Raw genomic sequence first — 21567 nt, 5'->3', positions numbered from 1 at the left:
GCCAGGGCCTTAGCGGGGGCGCAGGTCGACGATCCGGCGGATCTTTCCGACGGACCGCTCCAGGGACTCCGGTTCGACGATCTCGACGGCGACCGACACCCCGATGCCGTCCTTGACGGCCGCCGCGATGGCCCGCGCGGCGACCTCGCGGGCCTCGGGGGTGGCGCCGGACCGGGCCTCCGCGCGCACGGTGAGGGCGTCCAGGCGGCCCTCGCGGGTGAGCCGGAGCTGGAAGTGGGGCGCGACGCCCGGGGTGCGCAGGACGATCTCCTCGATCTGGGTGGGGAAGAGGTTCACCCCGCGCAGGATCACCATGTCGTCGCTGCGGCCGGTGACCTTCTCCATCCGCCGGAACACCCGGGCCGTGCCCGGCAGCAGCCGGCTCAGATCCCGGGTCCGGTACCGGATGACGGGCATGGCCTCCTTGGTGAGCGAGGTGAACACCAGCTCACCCCGCTCGCCGTCCGGCAGGACCTCCCCGGTGATCGGGTCGACGATCTCGGGGAAGAAATGGTCCTCCCACACATGGAGCCCGTCCTTGGTCTGCACGCACTCCTGCGCCACGCCCGGCCCGATCACCTCGGACAGCCCGTATATGTCCACCGCGTCGATCGCGAACCGCTCCTCGATCTCCCGGCGCATCTCCTCGGTCCAGGGTTCGGCACCGAAGACGCCCACCCGCAGGGAGGTGCTCCGCGGATCGACGCCCTGTCGCTCGAACTCGTCGAGCAGCGTGAGCATGTACGACGGGGTCACCATGATGATCCGGGGTTCCAGGTCCTGGATGAGCTGGACCTGGCGTGCCGTCATGCCACCGGACGCGGGGACGACCGTACAGCCGAGCCGTTCGGCACCATAGTGTGCGCCGAGCCCGCCGGTGAACAGTCCGTAGCCGTATGCCACATGCACCACGTCTCCGGGTCGGGCGCCGGCCGCCCGGAGGGAACGCGCCACCACGTCGGCCCACAGGGAGAGATCGTTCTCGGTGTAGCCGACGACCGTGGGGCGTCCGGTGGTGCCGCTGGAGGCATGGATGCGGCGCACATGGTCCCGGGGCACGGCGAACATCCCGTACGGGTAGTTCTCGCGCAGGTCGGCCTTCGTGGTGAACGGGAACCCGGCCAGATCGGCCAGGGACCGGCAGTCGTCCGGCCGGACACCGGCCCGGTCGAAGGACTCCCGGTAGAACGGCACGTGCTCGTACGCGTGCCGCAGCGACGCCCGCAACCGCTCCAGCTGCACCGCCCGCAACGCACCGGCATCCAGTCGTTCGCCCGAGTCCAGCAGCTCCGCCGTATCCGCCATCGGAACGTCCCTTCCGCCAACCCCATCATTACGGACGACCGATCATTCGGTCGAGGTGCTGGGGATCAGTAATCCAGGCGAGGGGGGTCGAGGCAAGAGGTCGGCGCGATTCAGGGGCGGAACCCACCGACCAGCCGCTGCTCCTCGCGTCGGCGCTCTGCCCTGAGCAGAGCCGGGACTCGGCCGACCGTCCCTCCGGATACGGTCGCCGGCATGGACTTCGTCAAGGCGAACGGCATCACCCTCGCGTACCGGTCCTGGGGCCGCGAGGACGCGCCGCCCGTGCTGTTGTTGCACTGCCGGGGTGCGGACGGGGCCGACTGGACCCGGATCGCCGAGCGGCTTGCCATGGGAGCACGACCGCGCCGCGTGTACGCGCCCGATCTGCGGGGGCACGGGCGCAGCGACTGGCCGGGAGCGTACGGGTACGAGGCGATGCGTGACGACATGCTCGGCTTCCTGGCCGCGCTGGGTGTCGAGCGTGCCGACGTCGTGGGTCATTCGCTAGGTGGGGCCGTCGCCTACCTCCTCGCGCAGCACGCGCCCGGTGTCGTACGACGGCTGGTCCTGGAGGACGTTCCCGCGCCGATGCCCCTCGACCCGCCGCGACCACCTGCCCCCGCTCCGGACACCGACCCGCCCTTCGACTGGGCCATGCTGCGGGCCACCGACGCGCAGCGCAACGCCCCGGACCCCGTGTGGTGGGACCACATGGAGCGGATCACCATGCCCACGCTGCTCATCGGGGGCGGTACCACCAGTGCGATCCCGCAGGAGCAGGTCGTCCTGTTGGCCTCAGTGATTCCCGCCGCCCGGCTGGTGACCGTCGGCGGCGGTCACCAGGTGCACGAGGCCAGGCCGGAGGAGTTCCTGGCAGTCGTCGTGCCCTTCCTGGAGGCGCCCCCGGACGTCACTTCGCGAACGCCGTCATGAAGCGGTCGCGGAACTTGTCCATGCCCCACTCGGGCGCGTTGTCGGCGGGCTTGAGACCGTCCGTCCAGTTCCAGTCGTCGACCCGGTCCAGTACCTTCGGGTCCTTGGCCACGATCGTGATCGGCACGTCCCTGCTGGTGGAGCCCTTGGTGACGGTCGGGACGGGCTGGTGGTCGCCGAGGAAGACCAGGACCGTGTTGTCGTCGCCGTAGCGCTGCATCCACTGGGTCAGGCTGTCCACGGAGTACTGGATGGCTTTTCGGTACTCGGTGCGCACCCGCTCCTGGCTCTTCCAGACCTCCGTCGGGTTCGTGCCCTCCTTCTTGATCTGCTCGAAGACCGAACCGTCACCGAGGTCGTTCCAGTCGATCGTGTGGGCGATCGGCGACCAAGGGTTGTGACTGGAGGCCAGGATGATCTCCGCCATGATCGGGTCGCGGTTCTTCTTGCCGTGCTCCAGCTTCTGGAACGCCTCCAGGCTGAACTGGTCCGGCACCGGCGTCCAGCTGAAGTAGGGGCCCTTGTAGCCGAGGTGCGTGGAGTCGTAGATGTGGTCGAGACCGAAGTACTTGCCCTCGGGCCAGGACTTGCGCACGCCCGGCACGATGCCGACCGTGCGCCAGTCGCCGGTCTTCTGGAAGTAGCTGGTGAGGGTCGCCCGGTCACTGGAGGTGAGGTTCAGGTACCGCTGCTGGTTCTTGACCCAGAGACCGGACAGGAACGTCGAGTGGGCCATCCAGCTGCCGGCGCCCGTCACGGGCGACCTCAGCCAGCCGCTGCGGGACGCGAAACCGGCCGCCTTGAGCGTCGCGTCGCCCTTCTTGAGCGTCGCGTCCATCTCCGGTGCCATCGCCGGGTCGTCGATCGCCACCCGGCCGTAGCTCTCGATGAACGTGAAGAGGACGTCCTTGCCGCGAAGACCGGTCAGAAGCTGGTCGGGAGGGGTCGCGGCGAAGGCGTCGACGGCGGACTCCTTCTCGAAGACCTTGGCGTCGCCCAGTCCGTTGCGCACGTGCTGCACACGGTTGGCGAGGAACTCGGTGTTGCCCTTGGTGGCGAACGAGACACCGCCGAACTGCACGCCCACCGTGAAGCAGGTGACCCACACCGTGCCGAGGACGAGGGTGGTGCCGACGGCCGTGGAACGGTGCCGGGACATCACGTTCGTCAGCCGGACCATCGCCCACGTGCACAGCGCGAGCAGGGCGAGGAAAAGGACGATCACCCCGATCACCGCGAGGATCTCGCCGGTGCGGCCGAACGTCTCCCTGAGCCAGTCCGTGGCGTTGCCCAGCATGATCCAGTCGAAGACCAGGTCGAACGGCCGGGCCAGGGTCTGGTAGAAGCCCATGTCGAGGAACTTCAGGACGGTGAACAGTCCGAGGAACACCCCGAGGGCGACCGCCGCGATCCGGCGTGCCTTCGGCGGCAGCACGAGGAGGACGGCCGCGATGACGATCGCCTCGACGGGGAGACGGAAGAACGACCGGAGGTTCATGTGGTCGAGCCGGTTCGGGAAGAGCAGCACGAGCAGCACCAGAAGTGCGGCCAGCACGCTCGTCCCCACGGACACACCACGGGCCGTACGGGGGTAGCGGCGGCGCCAGCCGAACCAGCCGGGGCGCGGGGACTCGCCGGCCTCGGAGGCGTCGGCGGCCCGAGTGGTCTCGGCGGCCTCGGTGCTCTCGGCCGTCCCTCTCTCGACTGTCCCGGTCTCCTCTGCGACCTCTTCCGTCACCTCTTCCCCCGTCGCACCTCCACCGTCCGTATCCGCCTCGTCCCGAGTGGTGTCCGGCAGTTGACGAGAGCGCGTGAAGAGCGACACCCGGTGGTCCTTCCGTGCGGTCTTGCTGTGGCGTGCGGTCCTGCCACGACGGCATGACGAACAGGGCCCGCTGACCGAGCCTGCCATCACCAGTACGTTCGCACGTCACGTTCGGTTCAATCGCACGGGGCTGGGATCGGCCGTCATCCGTCCGTGGCCGCCACCGCCACCTTCTGTGCCCACCGGTAGTCCGCCTTGCCGCTCGGCGACCGGCGGATGGACTCCGCGATCACCAGCTGGCGCGGCACCTTGTACCCCGCGAGCCGCGTCCGGCAGTGCGTCTGGAGATCATCCAGGGACATCCGCGCCGCCCCCCGGCGCAACTGCACGACGGCGGCCACGTGGTGCCCCCACTTCACGTCCGGCACTCCGGCCACGAGCGCGTCGTACACATCCGGATGCGCCTTGAGCGCCTGCTCGACCTCCTCCGGGTACACCTTCTCGCCGCCCGTGTTGATGCACTGCGAGCCCCGCCCGAGAACGGTGACGATCCCCTCCTCGTCGACGGTGGCCATGTCGCCGAGCAGCACCCACCGCGCGCCGTCCTTCTCGAAGAAGGTCTCGGCGGTTTTCCGCGGATCGTTGTAGTAGCCGAGCGGCACATGGCCGCACTGCGCCACCCGGCCCACCTCGCCCACGGGCACCGGCTCGTGCGTGGCCGGATCGACCACCTGGGTGCGGGAGTTGACCCGGACCCGGAAGCCGCGCTCGGGACCGGAGTCCTCCGTCGCCGTCCCGTTGAAGCCGGATTCGGAGGAGCCGAAGTTGTTGAGCAGCATGGCGTTCGGCACGAGCGCCCGGAACTGCCGGCTCACCGTGTCCGACATGATCGCGCCCGACGAGGACACACTGAACACCGACGACATGTCGGTGCCCTTCATCGGACCCTCCAGCGCGTCGATGAGCGGCCGCAGCATCGCGTCGCCCACCAGCGACATGGCGCTGACCTTCTCCCGCTCGACGGTCCGCAACACCTCTTCGGGCACGAACTTGCGGTGCAGCACGACCCGTTGGCCGAAGTTGAAGCCGATGAGAGCGGTCAGGGTCGAAGTGCCGTGCATCAGCGGGGGCGTGGGGAAGAAGGTGATCCCCGCCCCGCCCGCCGCGACCCGCTCGGCGAGCTCCTCGGGCCGCTCGACCGGATCCCCGGTCGGTGCGCCGCCGCCCAGCCCGGAGAAGAACAGGTCCTCCTGGCGCCACATCACCCCCTTGGGCATCCCGGTGGTCCCGCCGGTGTAGATGATGAACTGGTCGTCGGCCGAACGCGCCGGGAACCCGCGCCCGGGCGACCCGGAAGCCTCGGCGTCCGTGAAGTCCACCGCCGGTAGCGCGCCCGGCTCCGCCTCCCCGACCCGTATCAGGTGCCGCAGCCGTTCCGCGTGCGGCAGTGCGGCCGCCACCCGGTCGGTGAACTCGGTGTCGAAGACGAGCCCCACCAGGTCCGCGTCCCGGTAGAGGTAGACCAACTCCTCCTCGACGTACCGGTAGTTGACGTTGACCGGGACGATCCGCGCCTTCAGGCAGCCCAGCAGCGCCTGCACGTACTCCACCCCGTTGTAGAGGTGCAGCCCGACATGCTCACCGGCCCGTACTCCGCTGTCGAGCAGATGGTGACCGATGCGATTGGCCGCGGCGTCCAGTTCCGCGTACGTCAGCCGTCGCTCCCCGCCCGTACCGGGAATGTCGATGTACGCGAGAGCCTCACGGTCCGGCACCACGTCGACGACCGACTCGAACAGGTCGGCAAGGTTGTACTCCACCGTTCCTCCTGAACTGATCCCGGCCTGGCTTTGTGACGGTTCGCCGGTCATCAGAGCAAAGGGCGGCGTGACTGTGAAGGGCTCGCGCGAAGAAATCTGACTGTCTGTCAGAAAACCCTTGAAGTGCATCGGCGCCTACTGCAACCTGTTCTCGTTCTGGCAGAGGGGAGACGGTCGATGGGTGGCACGGAACACCTCGACATCCAGCGCGAGGGCGCCACACTGGTGCTCACGCTCAACAGGCCCGAGGCGAAGAACGCGCTCTCGTTGCCGATGCTGGTCGGCCTGTACGACGGCTGGCTGGAGGCGGACGCGGACGACTCGATCCGCTCGGTGGTCTTCACCGGCGCGGGCGACTCGTTCTGCGCCGGCATGGACCTCAAGGCTCTCGCGGGCAAGAGCACCGGCGGCGAGCAGTACCGGGAGCGGCTGACCGCCGACCCGGACCTGCACTGGAAGGCGATGCTGCGCCATCACCGCCCTCGAAAACCGGTGATCGCGGCCGTCGAGGGGTACTGCGTGGCGGGCGGCACGGAGATGCTCCAGGGCACCGACATCCGGGTCGCCGGGGAGTCGGCGACCTTCGGCCTCTTCGAGGTCAGGCGAGGCCTGTTCCCGATCGGTGGCTCAACGGTCCGGCTGCAGCGCCAGATTCCGCGCACACACGCGCTGGAGATGCTGCTCACGGGGCGCCCGTACACCGCACGGGAAGCCGCCGACATCGGACTGATCGGCCATGTCGTCCCCGACGGCACGGCTCTTGCCAAGGCCCTGGAGATCGCCGAACTGATCAACGCCTGCGGCCCGTTGGCCGTCGAGGCGGTGAAGGCCTCGGTCTACGAGACGGCCGAGATGACCGAGACGGCCGGGCTGGCCGCCGAGCTGAAGCGGGGATGGCCGATTTTCGACACCGTCGACGCCAAGGAAGGAGCGCGAGCCTTCGCCGAGAAGCGGCCGCCCGACTACAAGCGGGCGTAATGCCTCGTCGGCCTCGGCCGGTTCGCAGCCGCGGGCCGTATGTGGCTGGTCGCGCCCACGCGGCGGAGCCGCAGATGTCACTGCCCCGCGCCCCTCACGGGCGTCTCCCGCACCCGATCCTCCTAGGAGGTATGCGCCGATGCCGGATGTACTCAAGGCCCCACTCGTCGTCGAATTCCCCTTCACCCGCTCGCTCAGCCCCGTCCAGAGCGCCTTCCTGACCGGTCTGCGGGAACGCGTGATCCTCGGAGTGAAGACCCGCGACGGCCGCACCCTGGTCCCGCCCGTCGAGTACGACCCCGTCACCGCCGAGGAGATCCGCGATCTCGTCCCCGTCGGTCTCACCGGGACCGTCACCACCTGGGCCTGGAATCACGAACCGCGTCGCGGGCAGCCGCTGAACACGCCCTTCGCCTGGGTCCTGGTGAAGCTCGACGGCGCCGACACCGCCCTGCTGCACGCCCTCGACGCCCCCGGCCCCGACGCCGTCCGCACCGGCATGCGCGTCCGGGTCCGCTGGGCCGAGGAACGCACCGGTGCCATCGCCGACATCGCCTGCTTCGAGCCGTACGACGGAGACGACTCCGAAGTGACCCTCCACACCGGCGAGTTCGAGGACCCGGTCCACGGCATCGTCGCCGAGGCCCGCCTCGACTACACCTACTCACCGGGCCGCGCCCAGACCGCCTACATCAACGCCCTCGCCGAACGCCGGGCCGTCGGCGAGCGCTGCCCGTCCTGCCGCAAGGTGTACGTCCCGCCCAGGGGTGCCTGCCCCACCTGTGGTGTGGCCACGGCGGAACAGGTGGAAGTGGGTCCTGCCGGCACAGTGACCACCTTCTGCATCGTCAACATCAAGGCGAAGAACCTCGACATCGACGTGCCGTACGTCTACGCCCACATCGCCCTCGACGGCGCCGACCTCGCCCTGCACGGCCGGATCGGCGGCATCCCGTACGACCAGGTGCGCATGGGCCTGAGGGTCGAGCCGGTGTGGACCGAGGGCGGCCGCTATCCGGACCACTACCGGCCCACCGGTGAACCCGACGCGGACTACGAGACGTACAAGGAGCTGCTGTGACGCGTGACATCGCGGTTGTCGCCTTCGCCCAGTCCGACACCCTGCGCTCCACCGAGGAACTGTCCGAGGTGGAGATGCTCATGCCGGTCCTGCACGAGGTCATCGCGCAGACCGGGCTCAAGACCGCCGACATCGGCTTCACCTGCTCGGGTTCCTGCGACTACCTCGCGGGGCGCGCCTTCTCCTTCACGCTGGCCCTCGACGGGGTCGGCGCCTGGCCGCCCATCTCCGAGTCGCACGTCGAGACGGACGGGGCCTGGGCGCTGTACGAGGCATGGACCAAGCTGCTGTCCGGCGACGCCGACACCGCGCTGGTGTACTCCTATGGCAAGTCCTCGCCCGGTTCCCTGCGCGACGTGCTCACCCGGCAGCTGGACCCCTACTACGTCGCCCCCCTGTGGCCCGACTCCGTCGCCCTCGCCGCCCTCCAGGCCCAGGCACTCATCGACGCGGGCGACACGGACGAGCGCGAACTGGCCGCGATCGGCGCCCGCAGCCGCAGCACCGACAATCCGCGCGCACAGCTCAAGGGCCCTGTGCCGCAAGGGGATTACCTGGTACGCCCGCTGCGCACCGGAGACTGCCCGCCCATCGGGGACGGGGCCGCCGCCGTGGTCCTCGCGGCGGGGGAGCGAGCCAGGGACCTGTGTGAGCGCCCTGCCTGGATCCGCGGCATCGACCACCGCATCGAGGCGCACTCGCTCGGCGTCCGCGACCTGACCGACTCGCCCTCCACCCGCCTGGCGGCCGAGCGGGCCGGAGCCTTCGAACGACCCGTGGACACCGCCGAGTTGCACGCGCCGTTCACCTCGCAGGAGGTCGTCCTTCGCAAGGCCCTGCGACTCGACGACTCCACCCGGATCAACCCGTCCGGGGGTGCTCTCGCCGCCAATCCGATGATGGCCGCCGGACTCGCCCGCATCGGCGAGGCCGCCGCCCGTGTCCACCGGGGCGAGTCCGACCGCGCCCTGGCCCACGCCACCTCCGGGCCCTGTCTCCAGCAGAACCTGGTCGCCGTACTCGAAGGGGATCCCCGATGAGCAAGGAGCCCGTGGCCGTCGTAGGCATCGGCCAGACCAAGCACGTCGCCGCCCGCCGGGACGTCTCGATCGCCGGGCTCGTCCGGGAGGCGGCCCGACGGGCACTCGACGACGCCGAGTTGACCTGGGCCGACATCGACGCCGTGGTGATCGGCAAGGCGCCCGACTTCTTCGAGGGCGTCATGATGCCGGAGCTGTACCTGGCCGACGCGCTCGGCGCGGTCGGCAAGCCGATGCTGCGCGTGCACACGGCGGGCAGCGTCGGCGGCTCCACGGCCCTGGTCGCTGCGAACCTGGTGGCGGCGAGAGTGCACCCCACCGTCCTGACCCTCGCCTTCGAGAAGCAGTCCGAGTCCAACGCCATGTGGGGCCTGTCCCTGCCGATCCCCTTCCAGCAGCCCCTGCTGGCCGGAGCGGGCGGCTTCTTCGCACCGCACGTGCGGGCGTACATGCGGCGCACCGGCGCCCCCGACACGGTGGGCTCCCTGGTGGCGTACAAGGACCGCCGCAACGCGCTCAAGAACCCGTACGCGCATCTGCACGAGCACGACATCACCCTGGAGAAGGTCCAGGCCTCACCCATGCTCTGGGACCCGATCCGCTACTCCGAGACCTGCCCCTCCTCGGACGGCGCCTGCGCCATGGTGCTCACCGACCGGGCAGGAGCCGCGCGAGCACCCCGGCCGCCCGCCTGGATGCTGGGCGGCGCGATGCGCAGCGAGCCGACCCTGTTCGCCGGCAAGGACGCCGTGTCGCCGCAGGCGGGCAAGGACTGCGCGGCCGATGTGTACCGGCAGGCCGGGATCGCCGACCCGCGCCGGGACATCGACGCCGTCGAGATGTACGTGCCGTTCTCCTGGTACGAGCCCATGTGGCTGGAGAACCTCGGCTTCGCCGACGAGGGCGAGGGCTGGAAGCTCACCGAGGCCGGGGTCACCGAACTGGACGGGGATCTGCCCGTCAACATGTCGGGCGGAGTGCTCTCCACCAATCCGATCGGCGCCTCCGGCATGATCCGCTTCGCCGAGGCCGCCCTTCAGGCGCGCGGACAGGCAGGGGAACACCAGGTGGAGGGCGCCCGCAAGGTGCTCGGGCACGCCTACGGCGGCGGATCCCAGTTCTTCTCCATGTGGCTCGTGGGGTCTGAGCCCCCCGATGCGTGAATTGACTCCTGAAAGGTCCCCCTCACGTGGCCTGTCGGCGGTCCGGGTCGATCGCTAGGCTGGCCGCGGACGACGCAATCGGGAGGAGCACGGACGTGGCCGAGACCACCATCCAGCAGCAGCCGCTCATGGGCTGGGAGAAGCCGGAGCTGGACCTGAGCAACGCCGATTGGCACTCGAGCAGCCGCGGTCGGGGGGATGTGCAGATCGCCTTCGTCGAGGGGTTCATCGCGATGCGCAACAGCGGCCGCCCGGAGAGCCCTTCCTTGATCTTCACCCCCGCGGAGTGGGGCGCGTTCGTGTCAGGGGCGCGGGAAGGAGAGTTCGACCTCACCTGAGCAGTCGGTGTTCCTTCCCTTTTTCCGGACACGCGACCTTGAGGACCTTCCCGGGGCCGACGCCTGAGCGAGGCTGACCCCAGGAAGGGGAGGGTCGTCCTTCCGGAAGCGAGGAACACATGAGCACCCTGCCGGTGATCGCCGCGGTGGACGGTTCGGACGACAGCCTGCGCGCCCTGGACTGGGCGCTCGACGCGGCCCGCCGGCGCGGAGCGCCGCTGCGGGTGGTGCATGTACGGCAGTACGCCGTCTGGGCCCAGCCCGACATCCTTGTCGCCGGCGCACCGGACCCGGACGACGATCCCGTCCTCGACCGGGTACGGACCCGTCTGGTGGACCGGCCCGACCAGCCGCCGGCCGAGTACCTCGGTGTCGAGGGCGCACCCGGTGCCGTGCTGCCCGAACTCGGCTCCACCGCCCAGCTCCTCGTGCTCGGCTCCCGGGGCCGGGGTGGTTTCGCCGGCCTGCTGCTCGGCTCCAACGGCATGGCCGCCGCCCGTGACGCCGAGTGCCCCGTGGTCGTGGTGCCCCGCCCCGGGCGCGAGGTCGACGGCGAGGCGCCCACCGGGCCGGGCCCGCGTGTGGTCGTCGGCCTGCACGTCGACAGCCCCGACGACGCCGCCCTCGACTTCGCGTTCGGCGAGGCCGGTCTGCGCGGCGCCCGCCTCCAGGTGGTCTCCGCCTACCAGTGGCCCCTGCAGAGCTGGGCGGCACCGGGCGAGATGATCCCGCCCAAGATCGACCAGGACGCTGTGGCGAACGAGACCCGCGCCCTCGCCGAGGGCTTCCTCGCCCCGCACATCGCCCGCCACCCCGGGGTTGTCGCCGAACCGTACGTGCCCCCGGGCGACGCGGCCGGACATCTGGTCGCGGCCTCCAAGGGCGCCGACCTGGTCGTGGTCGGCCGGCACCGGCGCCGCCTGCTGGCGCCGGCCCGCCTGATGGGGTCCGTCACCCAGGCCGTCCTGCTGCATGCCGCCTGCCCTGTGGCGGTGGTACCGCCCGGGGCGGTGGAGCCGCAGGACCTCCCGGAGGACTGACGGCCGCCCGGGCCTTCCCACTGGATCACGCACCGCCATGACAGTGCACTAATGGGTGTTGCGACATCTAGCATTAACCGCATGCAGGACACGATCACCAGAGACACCCGTCTCGCCCTGGACCTGGCCCTCACCGTCCGGCACGACGGACACGGCGGCGTCGCCGACGACCTGAGCGACCTCGCCGGTCTCACCGCCTGGGTCCGGGAACATGCCGGGACGTTGCCGGACGCCTCGGATCTCGCCGTCGACGAGGAGACCCTCGCCGCAGTGCGTGACCTGCGGGCCGCCGTCCGCGCGCTGTTCGCCCGCGCCGTGCGCCCCGACGCGCCCAGCCCCGCCGACGCGGCACGCCTCCTGCCGGTGCCCGAGGCGGTCGCCCGCCTCAACGCGGCCGCCGCCCGCACTCCGACCGTCCCCGTCCTGCACTGGACCGACGGCGCCGAACCCGTCGTACACCGGCGGCCGTCGCCCCGGGGCGCCGACCTCACGGCCGTACTCGCGCAGGCCGCGATCGCGTTTCTCGCCGGAGCCGACCGGCGGCGGCTGCGCGCCTGCCATGCCCCGCGCTGCGTGCGCTACTTCCTGAAGGATCATCCGCGGCAGGAGTGGTGCAAGCCCTCCTGCGGCAACCGCGCCCGGGTGGCACGGCACCATGAGCGTCACCGGAAGCAGTGACGTCGCAGGCGGTTCCAGAAAGCAGAACGGCTGCGGGCGTTCCGCGGGACATGGCGCAAGAAGCAGTGACCGACGAATGCCGTGGCCAACTGCTTTCAGCGGACGGCCGGTTGGTCGACGCCGACGCGCCCATTGAGGCCGGCGCCCGCGTCGGGGCCACGATCCCCGTCCGTGACCAGCCGCTGGCCGGGCTCGAAACGCTCGGTTTCAGGCGGCCCTCATGGTGACGGGGCTCGCCGTCCTCGACCTCGGGATCGTCGGGGTGGTCACCGCCGCAGCGCCGGCCGGCGTCGGCGGGCTGATCTACTTCCTCGACGTGCTGTACGAACACGAGAACGGTGAGGGGTCCCGAGCGGGAGTGCGGGAAACCCCGCGACCCGCCCCCCCCCACGTACCTGCGCCCGCACGACCACGTGACTGCCCATTACCATGGGCGCATGTCGTTCCTCCGCCGCCGCAGCGCAACCCCCGCCGGTCCAGACTTCGACGTACTGGCCATGGACCCGGGCGACTGGCCCGGCAACCTCGGCGCGGGGCTCCTGCCCGCTCCCGACGGCACCTGCCAGGGCGTCTTCCTGCGCTACGACCTCTTCGGCGGCCGCGGCCCCGCGATGATCATCGGCAACCTCCCCGAGGGTTCACCGGCCCGCGAGGTCCCCGAGGGACAGGTCCCCTTCGAGGTGGCCCAGCTGCTGCTCGCGCTGGAGAACGACGAGGAGGTGACCGTCACCGACACCGAGGACATGCCGGTGATGCAGGGCGACAACCTCCTGATCGTGCGCCGCCTCAAGCTCTCCGAGAGCCGGATCTCCTGCGTCCAGTTCGACCGCAGCGACAACGTCCTGGTGACCATCGCCGCGTGGGACCGCCCGATCACGGACGACCTGTACGCCCTCCTCAAGCCCCTGCCGGCGGAGCTCTTCCAGCAGGGCTGACTACCGGCAGTGGGGGGACACCGTCCCGGACGGCGTCCCCCGCCTGTTCCCGCTAGCGCCGCACCGAGGGTTTCACGTCGACGTCCGCCGCGCGCACGAACGCCACCCGGTGGCCGTACTGGATCTCGTAGTACAGGTCCTTGCCGACCACGACCTTGTGCGAGTCCGTCGTGAAGGTGACCGCGTAGTAGTACTCGCCGGGCACCTTGTCACCGATCACGTACGTCTGGCCCTTGAGCACCTTGTACGGCAGTGGCGACACCGCCTGCGCGGGCACCCCCGTCGGATAGGCGGTGGCCTCGGGGTAGGCGCGGCCGTACACCGGGACGCTGTCGAGGCCCTCCTTGGGGGTCACGACGAGACCGGCGGCACTCACCGCCGTCGGGTCGCCCTCGGGGTTCTTGAACCAGGCCATCTGGCCCAGGTACCAGATCGCCGTCCAGTCGCCGTCGCGCCCGGCAACCGCGTACTGCTGGCCGGTCGAGACCCGTGACGACAGGTCGTTGACGTCGGTCGTCGGGGCCCTGCCGCCCAGACCGATGTCCGTGATCAGGGCGGAGTTCTCGTCGGGGGCCGAGTAGAGCCGCACCTCGCTCGAACCGTGGGACGCGCAGGGCTCGCCCTTGGTGACGCAGCCCGTGTACTGCGGCTGGTTGGTGGCGTAGTCCGGCCGGATCGTCACCAGGCCGCCCTGCTTGGGGGCGCTGGCCCTGAACGGGTGGCCCAGCAGTTCGAAGTAGTGCCGCCAGTCCCAGTACGGGCCGGGGTCGGTGTGCATGCCCGCGACGGTCGAGGTCGTCGGGCCGGGCACGTTGTCGTGGCCGAGGACGTGCTGCCGGTCCAGCGGAATGCCGTACTTCGCGGAGAGGTACTTCACCAGGCGCGCCGAGGACCGGTACATCGCCTCCGTGTACCAGGCGTCCGGATTGGCCAGGAAGCCCTCGTGCTCCAGACCGATCGACTTGGCGTTGATGTACCAGTTGCCCGCGTGCCAGGCCACGTCCTTCGCCTTCACATGCTGGGCGATGTGACCGTCGGTCGAGCGCAGGGTGTAGTTCCACGACACATAGGTCGGGTCCTGCACCAGGTTGAGGACGCCCTCCCAGGTGCCCTCGGTGTCATGGATGACGATGTACTTGATGCTCTGCGAGGCCGGACGGTCGCCCAGGTCGTGGTTGCCGTAGTCGTTGTCCCCGAACTCCTCGTACGGCGCCGGGATCCACTCGCAGGACACCGTCTTGGGGCACTCGGTGCTTCCCGCGCTGGGCTTCCTGAGGCCCGCCCGGGCCAGCTGTGCGGTGTCCGGGGCGAGCTTCGGGCGGGCGGCCAGCGCGACCCGCTGACCGGCGTCCGTGATGCGTTCCTCGCCGGTGCGCAGCACGTCGAAGACGTCGTTCGCGTACGCCGCCGCGGTCGCGCTGTCGTCCGCGCCGGAGAAGCGGGCCACCGCTCCGTACCAGTCGGCCGGGTCCTGGCTCGGCGGTTCGCCCAGGTCCTGCTGGGCGGCGGCCAGCAGCGCGGCACCGCCGGCGACGTTCGCCGCGGGGTCGGTGCGCAGGTCCTGGGCGCTCAGGCCGGTCAGCTCAGCGGCCTTCGGCAGGGTTTCGAGGCGGCCGGGGAGCTCGGCGGGCTCCGGGATCTTCGTGGCGGGCAGCAGGGCGGCGCGGGCGCTGTCGCCGCGCGCGTCCTCGGTGCCCTCGCTGTGGTGCGGCGCCGTGGCGAGCGCGGTGTGGGCGTCGGTCAGGTGCATCGGCCCGTAGCCCCCGGTCACGCTCGGCGCGCCGGCGTGCGTGTCCCAGCGGGACTGGAGATACGAGACACCCAGCAGGACGCTCTGCGGCACGTGGTACTCGGCGGCCGCCGCGGCGAAGGCCCGCTGGAGGCCGGCCGCCGAGTCCTCGGCCGACGACGGGGCCGCGCCGAGCAGGGGCAGCAGCAGGGCGGTGCCGGCCAGCGTGCCGAACACCCTCCGGGTGGCTCTGTTGGGGTCGGTGGCGGATCCTCGCAATGCAGCCTCCAGGGACGATCGAGCGCGATGAGCCGAGCGGGGCCGGGCGTGCGTCAGTGCTACCGGCTTGTCGACGATCCGTCAATCATGCCCAGAGGCAGGGAATTTCCCATGTCAATCCGGGTTCACGGGAGTTTCGTGGCGCAGGCCCCGCGGGCCTGCGGGGCGTCAGTGGCGTACACCAATGACCGCCACTCGCGAAGACGCCCCGGACATACGACGGTCCGCAGCGCGCCGCTTCACAGGGCGCACCGCGGACCGTCGTCCCCGTCAGCGAGTGCCGACCGCCGCGCGTACGGCCCGACGGGCCAGCTGGCAGTCGTCGTGCAGCCGCCTCAGCAGCAGCCGCTGTTCCTCGCCGGACGGCGCGGCACCCGGGTGGGCGGGGCCCGGTGCCGCCGGGGTCGCGTCGTGCATCGAACGCTGCACGGCCGTCTCGTAGGTACGGATCTCACGGGTCAGCACGAGCATCAGGTTCACCAGGAACGCGTCCCGCGAGGCAGGGCCCGCCGACTGGGCGATCTGGCTGATCTGACGACGCGCCACCGGGGCGTCGCCGAGGACCGACCACAGCGTCGCCAGGTCGTAGCCCGGCAGATACCAGCCCGCGTGCTCCCAGTCCACCAGCACTGGACCGGCCGGTGAGAGCAGGATGTTCGGGAGCAGTGCGTCGCCGTGGCAGAACTGGCCCATGCCCTGCCGGCCCGCCGAGTGCGCGATGCCGTGCAGCAGTTTCTGCAGGTCGCCCAGGTCGCGGTCGGTCAGCAGCCCCAGTTCGTGGTAGCGGGAGATGCGGGCCGCGTAGTCGAGCGGGGCGTCGAAGGTGCCCGCGGGCGGACGCCAGGCGTTGAGCCGGCAGACCGCGCCGAGCGCCGCCCTGATGTCCGCGCGGGGCGGGGATTCCGCGGGATGCCGGTGCAGCGCCGCCGCCCTGCCGGGCATCCGCTCGATGACCAGGGTGCAGTTGTCCGGGTCCGCCGCGATCAGCCGCGGGACGCGCACCGGGGGCCGGTGCCGGACGAACGAACGGTATGCGGCTATTTCGTGCCGGATGCGCTCGGCCCATACGGGGGAGTGGTCGAGTAAACACTTGGCGACGGCCGTGCTGCGTCCCGTCGTACCGACCAGGAGCACGGAGCGCCCGCTGCGGCGCAGCACCTGCACCGGGGCGAACTCCGGGCAGATCCGGTGCACCGACGCGATCGCCGTGCGCAGCTGGGCGCCCTGGGGGCCGGACAAGTCGAGTCTCCCGCTGAGCGGTTGGGTGCCGAGCCCCGGAACGCGCCGTGCCCTGCCCGTACCCGGTACGGGGGCGGTCGGCCGCGCGGGGTCGAGGTAGGGGCCACCGCCCGCCGGGCGGAGATGCGGCGACCTGGGCGGGGCGGACACGGAGGACGATGCTGCGTACATGGGAGAGACAGATCCCTTCGTGTGCCTGCTGTGCCTGGAGAAGCAGTGCGCCGCCCGATCCGGACCACCGGGTGCACCCTGGGGAATGTCCCTGTGCGGTCCGGGTCGGGGTGGCGCGTTCCTACCTCAGCGCATATGCCCCGTGGCACACCATCTGGCGCACCCTGGCGAACCCTGGCGAATAGTCCCGGAGCAACTGACCCGGGGCTACTGTCAACTCAGCCGAGAACCTGGGGGCTTGACGTGAGCGGACAACCCAACGCCCGACTTTCGGACCTGTTCGGCCTGGCCGGCTGGTCCAAGGGTGAACTCGCGAGGCTGGTCAACCGGCAGGCGGCGGCCATGGGCCATCCCCAGCTCTCGACCGACACCTCGCGGGTGCGGCGGTGGATCGACATGGGAGAGATCCCGCGCGATCCGGTGCCACGGGTGCTGGCAGCTCTGTTCACCGAGCGTCTCGGCCGTGTCGTGACCATTGAGGACCTCGGTCTGGTCCGGCACGGGCGTACGGGGAAACGGCAGGGCGACGGGAGCGCGGAACATCCCGACGGCATGCCGTGGGCGCCCGACCGAACCGCCGCGGTCCTCACCGAATTCACGGGAATGGACCTCATGCTCAACCGACGCGGCTTGGTGGGCGCGGGTGCCGCGCTCACCGCGGGATCCGTACTCAGCAGCGCCATGCACGACTGGCTGCACACCGATCCGGCCCTCACCGCCGATGCCCCCCAGTTCGACGACCCCCTGCACGCCGACCCCGCCGGGTTCGACCGTTACGAGGCCGCCCCCATCGGGTCGCAGGAGATCGAGGAGCTGGAGCGCTCCGTCGAAGTCTTCCGGGCCTGGGACGCGGCCCGTGGCGGCGGCCTCCAGCGCAAGGCGGTCGTGGGCCAGCTCAACGAGGTGGGCGGCATGCTCGCCTACCGGCACCCCGACCATCTCCAGCGGCGTCTGTGGGGCGTCGCCGCCAACCTGGCCGTCCTCGCGGGCTGGATGTCCCACGACGTCGGCCTCGAACCCACCGCCCAGAAGTACTTCGTCATCGCCGCCCATGCCGCGCGAGAGGGCGGTGACCGGCCCCGGGCCGGCGAGGCGCTCTCCCGCGCGGCCCGTCAGATGGTGCACCTGGGCCGGCCCGACGACGCGCTCGACCTGATGAAGCTCGCCCGGTCCGGCTCCGGAGAAGAGGTGCTGCCCCGCACCAAGGCGATGCTCTACACCATCGAGGCCTGGGCACAGGCATCCATGGGCAAGGGCCAGGCCATGCGCCGCACCCTGGGACAGGCGGAGGACCTCTTCGTCTCCGACAAGAGCGACGTGCCACCGCCGAGCTGGATGCAGACCTTCAAGGAGGAGGACCTGTACGGCATGCAGGCCCTGGCCTACCGCACCCTGGCCGAGCACGACCCCAGTGCGGCCGCGCACGCCCAGCACTACGCGGAGAAGGCGCTCGCCCTGCGGGTCGACGGACGTCAGCGGTCGAAGATCTTCGACTTCCTGTCGATGGCCTCGGCCTGCTTCATCGCCGACGACCCCGAACAGGCCGACCGGTACGCGCGGTTGGCGCTGGTCTCCATGGGCTCCAACTCCTCCCACCGCACCTGGGACCGGCTGCGTCAGATGTACCGGCTCACCGCCGAGTACTCCAGCTACCCGAAGATCAGCGAACTGCGCGAGGAGATCAGGCTGGCGCTGCCGAAGCAGAAGGGAAGGGATGGCAACAGCGCACGGGCGTGAGGTTGTTATGAAGTCACCTTGGCGATGAGCACGCAGGCGTCGTCCTCGCGCTCGGTCTCACCGAACTCCTCCATGACCATCCGCACTCCGTCCTGTGCGGTGCGCGCCCCGCCGAACCGGGGGGCGAGGTCCAGGAGTCGGTTCACGGCGTCCGCGTTGCCCCGTCCGGGCACCAGTCCGTCCGTGTGCAGCAGGAGCAGGTCGCCCGGTTCGAGGGTCTCCTCGGCCTGCGCGTAGACGGCTCCGGAGGTCGCGCCGAGGAGCACGCCGTCGGGGGAGTCCAGCCTGCGCCCCGTCCCGCCCCGGAACAGCAGCGGGGCGGGGTGCCCGGCCTGTGCCCAGACCAGGGTGCGGGTTGCGGGGCGGTAGCGGCAGCAGACCGCGCTGCCGAGGGCCGGCTGCACGGTGGCGTCGAGCAACTGGTTGAGCAGGGACATCAGCGGGCCGGGCTGGGTGCCCGCCATCGCCATGCCGCGCACGGCGCCGAGCAGGGTCGCCATGCCGGAGGCCACGGCGACGCCGTGCCCGGTGAGGTCGCCGACGGTCAACAGCGTTTCCCCGTCGGTCAGTTCGAGCGCGTCGTACCAGTCGCCGCCGATCAGGGCGCTGGACGAGGAGGGGAGATAGTGGGCGGCCAGGTCCAGGGTCTCGGTGCCCCGGTGCGGGAGCCGCAGGGAGCCACGCCACGGCGGCAGCACGGCCTCCTGCAGCTCGACCGCGAGCCGGTGTTCGGTCTGCGCGCGCTGCCGGTGGCGTTGTAACGAGTCACGGGTCTCGCTCACCGCCCGTTCACTGCGGCGCAGTTCGCTGACGTCCCGCAGCACCGCCCACATCGAGGCGGTGCTGCCGTCGGCGCCGAGCACGGGCTCGCCCATCATGTGGACGGTGCGCACCTCGCCGTCCGGGCGCACGACACGGAACTCGCCGTCTATGCGTTGGGCGTCGACCAGACAGTCCGTGACCATGACCGTCAGCTTGGGCCGGTCCTCGTCGAGCACCAGGGAAGGGAGTTCATCGAGGGTGAGCGGGGGAGCTGTGCGGTCGCGGCCCAGGATCTCGTACAGCTCTCCGGACCAACTGGCCTCGTCCGTCAGCAGGTTCCACTCCGCGCTGCCGACCCGGCTGAGCAACGAGCCGCGCCGGGGAGCGGGCGGCGCGGTTCGCGCTGCGGACTGTGCCGCGGGTGCCGACGGCACGGGCGGCGGGCCGTCCCGCAGTTGTGCCAAGTGCTCGTCGAGGTCGTTGAGTTGGTGCAGTGCGAGGTCGTACAGCGCGCGCTGCCAGCGCTCCTCGGGGTCCGAATCGTCGCTCGGCGCGTCCCGTCGTACGGCGTCCACGTCACCCTTGAGCCGCCGCGCCTGCGATATGAGCGCGTCGACCGAGCCGCGTCCTGGGGGCTGGGCGGCGGGGCGGTCCGCGGAGAGGTGGGACGGCATGACGCACTCCGATGCGGGGACGGTTCGACCAAGGCGGGACGGAAGGACCGTTACGACTGTTGCACAGGCCGCGACGCGCTGTAAGAGATTTGGCAACACACGATCCGGTGGTGCTTCTGGCATATGCCACAGTCTTCACGGAGCGGTCGTTCCGGGCGGGTTGTCTACGCCGTTCCCTGCCTCAAGTCGTAGATGGCGTACGTGACTTGACGGGGCGCCGGGGTGGTGGGCCGGGCGTTCATTTGTGTGTTCGACGGTCTTGTGTTCCAAGGAGTGTGACATAGGTTGATCGGATGGAATGCATGTGATGCAGGTCACATAATTTCACCTCGTTCAGGCGTAATGCAAAGGGGGTCTGCGTGCTCCTAAGAACATGGACACGACCTTCCAGCAGCCCGCTCCCGCCCGCCTGATCACCGCGGAGAACCAGGAACTGCCCGTCCCCGCCACCCTGCGCTACGGCTCCACCGATCCGCTGGCGGTGTGCGTCGACTTCCCGCCCGAGGTCTCCCTGGACGGGCAGGGGGTGACCTGGACCTTCGCCCGTGCCCTGCTGGAGGAGGGGCTGAGCGGACCGGCCGGCGCCGGGGACGTGCACATCTGGCCGTGCGGCCGGGACACCACGGTCGTGGAGTTCCACTCGCCGTACGGCCTCGCCCTCCTCCAGTTCCCGACGCCCGCCCTGCGCGGCTTCCTGCTGCGGACCTACGCGGTGGTCGGCGCCGGGCAGGAGGACCTCGACCAGGCCGTCGAGCGGGGGCTCGGCGAACTCTTCGGGACCGTGTGAGCCCTGCGTCAGAACCGCAGCACACCCGCGATGCCGTCGGCGCCGCCCAGTGTGCCGTCCGGTACGAAGCGGACGTCGGCGCCGGTGTCCAGGCACTGTTCGACGATCTCGTCCACGATGTCCTCGCGGGCGTCGAGGTCACCGCTCTCGGCCGGGACCAGATGATCGCCGCCCTCGTCGCGGACCGTCACCCGGTAGTTCTCCTCGACGGCCAGCAGCCGCAGTCGGCCCTCCCGGGCGCTCTGCCAGATCTCGTCGACGCCGGCCGCGAACGCCCGCCGCCCGCGCGCCGATTCGAGCTCGCGGGTCACCGCGTCGGTGCTCTTGCGGGCGTCCGCGGCGACCTGCGGCCGGACCGCCTGCCACACCGCCACCGGGGTGCCGTGCGCGAGCCCGCCGTGCGGGACGTGCACCGCGTCCCTGGTGACGACGCCGACCTCGTGCAGGGCGGACAGCGCCGCGGTCTCGCCGGTGATGTACAGCGGGCGCGGGTCCTCGCGCAGCACCTTGGTCATCGCCGAGTCGGCGTCCCGCAGGAAGTGCCGCGTGTCCTCGTCCCGGTAGGTGCTCGGCAGGTCACCGATCCGCTCCAGGCGCTCGGCGTCGAAGTTCTCGCGGGTCCGGGTCAGCGGGAAGCCGCCGGCGCGATGCTCGGCGACCCGGTCGACACCGCCGTTCCACAGTGTGGCGCGGTCGGCGGAGACCGACAGCACCCAGAACGGCCGCTCGGAGGCCTGAGCGGAGACGAGGTTGCGGGTCAGGAAGGTGTCCGAGAGCACCACTCGCTCCGGCACGGCACGAGCCAGGGACCACACCTGGTGCTCACCCGGCGCGGCGAAGATCACCAGTCCGTCCTCGGTATGCGCCAGATCGATCTCGGCGAGGGCCTGGTCGAGCTGCCGGGAGACGTCGATGCGCCGCAATCGGGGGACCGCCGGATCGGCCTCCAGCTGCTTCTTGGCCTCGGCCACCACATTGCGCAGCCGGACCGGATCCTGGGCCTTCTCGGGTTCACGGCGGTGGGTCGGCGTCAGCACGGACACCGCCGGATAGGCGCGCGGACGGCGCAGTTCGGAGAGGGTCGCAGGGCTGAGTGCGTGCTCCATAACAGCA

Annotated in this window: 18 protein-coding genes; 11 read left to right on the top strand and 7 right to left on the bottom strand. The window is 70.7% G+C overall.

Going from position 1 to position 21567, the window contains the following annotated elements:
• Positions 1-9: 9 nt before the first annotated feature.
• Positions 10-1305: a phenylacetate--CoA ligase PaaK gene (gene paaK / locus ACIRP7_RS30650; protein ID WP_403665781.1), complete on the bottom strand. Its 1296-nt coding sequence runs from the start codon at positions 1303-1305 to the stop codon at positions 10-12.
• 213 nt (positions 1306-1518) lie between these two features.
• Here paaK and ACIRP7_RS30645 point away from each other — a divergent pair, with 213 nt between their 5' ends.
• On the top strand, positions 1519-2238 hold the full coding sequence (locus ACIRP7_RS30645; RefSeq protein ID WP_403665779.1) for an alpha/beta fold hydrolase: 720 nt from the start codon (positions 1519-1521) through the stop codon (positions 2236-2238).
• On the opposite strand, the gene ACIRP7_RS30640 is transcribed toward ACIRP7_RS30645, so the two are convergent.
• Complete coding sequence (locus ACIRP7_RS30640; protein ID WP_403665777.1) at positions 2216-4063, bottom strand: sulfatase; 1848 nt, start codon at positions 4061-4063, stop codon at positions 2216-2218. The two genes, ACIRP7_RS30645 and ACIRP7_RS30640, sit on opposite strands and share 23 nt — an antisense overlap.
• A gap of 143 nt (positions 4064-4206) precedes the next feature.
• Positions 4207-5823: an acyl-CoA synthetase gene (locus ACIRP7_RS30635; RefSeq protein ID WP_403665775.1), complete on the bottom strand. Its 1617-nt coding sequence runs from the start codon at positions 5821-5823 to the stop codon at positions 4207-4209.
• Between the two features lie 177 nt (positions 5824-6000).
• Here ACIRP7_RS30635 and ACIRP7_RS30630 point away from each other — a divergent pair, with 177 nt between their 5' ends.
• The 8 genes from ACIRP7_RS30630 (at position 6001) to ACIRP7_RS30595 (ending at position 13076) form a co-directional block, all read left to right on the top strand.
• The gene (locus tag ACIRP7_RS30630; protein WP_403665773.1) at positions 6001-6801 is read left to right on the top strand and encodes a crotonase/enoyl-CoA hydratase family protein; all 801 of its coding nucleotides are present in this window, start codon (positions 6001-6003) and stop codon (positions 6799-6801) included.
• A gap of 139 nt (positions 6802-6940) precedes the next feature.
• Positions 6941-7882 carry a Zn-ribbon domain-containing OB-fold protein gene (locus ACIRP7_RS30625; RefSeq protein ID WP_403665771.1) on the top strand — a complete coding sequence of 314 codons (942 nt, stop codon included), beginning with the start codon at positions 6941-6943 and terminating at the stop codon, positions 7880-7882.
• Entirely contained in the window at positions 7879-8922 is a 1044-nt protein-coding gene (locus ACIRP7_RS30620) for a thiolase domain-containing protein (protein WP_403665769.1), read from the top strand. Before ACIRP7_RS30625 ends, ACIRP7_RS30620 begins: the two co-directional genes overlap by 4 nt.
• Positions 8919-10085 (top strand): thiolase domain-containing protein, encoded by a 1167-nt coding sequence (locus ACIRP7_RS30615; RefSeq protein WP_403665767.1) that lies wholly within the window; start codon positions 8919-8921, stop codon positions 10083-10085. Before ACIRP7_RS30620 ends, ACIRP7_RS30615 begins: the two co-directional genes overlap by 4 nt.
• A gap of 95 nt (positions 10086-10180) precedes the next feature.
• Entirely contained in the window at positions 10181-10423 is a 243-nt protein-coding gene (locus ACIRP7_RS30610; protein ID WP_028807758.1) for a DUF397 domain-containing protein, read from the top strand.
• Between the two features lie 119 nt (positions 10424-10542).
• Positions 10543-11463 (top strand): universal stress protein, encoded by a 921-nt coding sequence (locus ACIRP7_RS30605; RefSeq protein ID WP_403665764.1) that lies wholly within the window; start codon positions 10543-10545, stop codon positions 11461-11463.
• Between the two features lie 81 nt (positions 11464-11544).
• On the top strand, positions 11545-12141 hold the full coding sequence (locus ACIRP7_RS30600; protein ID WP_403665762.1) for a CGNR zinc finger domain-containing protein: 597 nt from the start codon (positions 11545-11547) through the stop codon (positions 12139-12141).
• 437 nt (positions 12142-12578) lie between these two features.
• Positions 12579-13076, top strand: a complete 498-nt coding sequence (locus ACIRP7_RS30595; protein WP_403665760.1) for a hypothetical protein — start codon at positions 12579-12581, stop codon at positions 13074-13076.
• Between the two features lie 52 nt (positions 13077-13128).
• On the opposite strand, the gene ACIRP7_RS30590 is transcribed toward ACIRP7_RS30595, so the two are convergent.
• Together ACIRP7_RS30590 and ACIRP7_RS30585 are read right to left on the bottom strand one after the other, a co-directional pair.
• Positions 13129-15084: an N-acetylmuramoyl-L-alanine amidase gene (locus tag ACIRP7_RS30590; protein WP_403665758.1), complete on the bottom strand. Its 1956-nt coding sequence runs from the start codon at positions 15082-15084 to the stop codon at positions 13129-13131.
• 270 nt (positions 15085-15354) lie between these two features.
• Positions 15355-16494 carry an aminoglycoside phosphotransferase family protein gene (locus ACIRP7_RS30585; protein WP_403665756.1) on the bottom strand — a complete coding sequence of 380 codons (1140 nt, stop codon included), beginning with the start codon at positions 16492-16494 and terminating at the stop codon, positions 15355-15357.
• Positions 16495-16737: 243 nt separating this feature from the next.
• On the opposite strand from ACIRP7_RS30585, the gene ACIRP7_RS30580 reads away from it, so the two are divergent.
• Positions 16738-18231, top strand: coding sequence for a hypothetical protein (locus ACIRP7_RS30580; RefSeq protein WP_403665754.1), 1494 nt, complete (start codon positions 16738-16740; stop codon positions 18229-18231).
• 5 nt (positions 18232-18236) lie between these two features.
• On the opposite strand, the gene ACIRP7_RS30575 is transcribed toward ACIRP7_RS30580, so the two are convergent.
• Positions 18237-19667: a PP2C family protein-serine/threonine phosphatase gene (locus ACIRP7_RS30575; protein ID WP_403665752.1), complete on the bottom strand. Its 1431-nt coding sequence runs from the start codon at positions 19665-19667 to the stop codon at positions 18237-18239.
• Between the two features lie 373 nt (positions 19668-20040).
• Between ACIRP7_RS30575 and ACIRP7_RS30570 the strand changes: the two genes are divergently transcribed.
• Positions 20041-20454 (top strand): SsgA family sporulation/cell division regulator, encoded by a 414-nt coding sequence (locus tag ACIRP7_RS30570; protein WP_403665751.1) that lies wholly within the window; start codon positions 20041-20043, stop codon positions 20452-20454.
• An 8-nt stretch (positions 20455-20462) separates the two neighbouring features.
• On the opposite strand, the gene ACIRP7_RS30565 is transcribed toward ACIRP7_RS30570, so the two are convergent.
• Positions 20463-21560, bottom strand: coding sequence for a chemotaxis protein (locus ACIRP7_RS30565; RefSeq protein ID WP_403665749.1), 1098 nt, complete (start codon positions 21558-21560; stop codon positions 20463-20465).
• Positions 21561-21567 lie beyond the last annotated feature (7 nt).

It is taken from the genome of Streptomyces sp. NPDC102270, from assembly GCF_044766405.1.
Classification (GTDB): domain Bacteria; phylum Actinomycetota; class Actinomycetes; order Streptomycetales; family Streptomycetaceae; genus Streptomyces.
The sequence above is the reverse complement of the archived record's forward strand: the minus strand, read 5'-3'. Positions and strand labels throughout refer to the sequence as shown.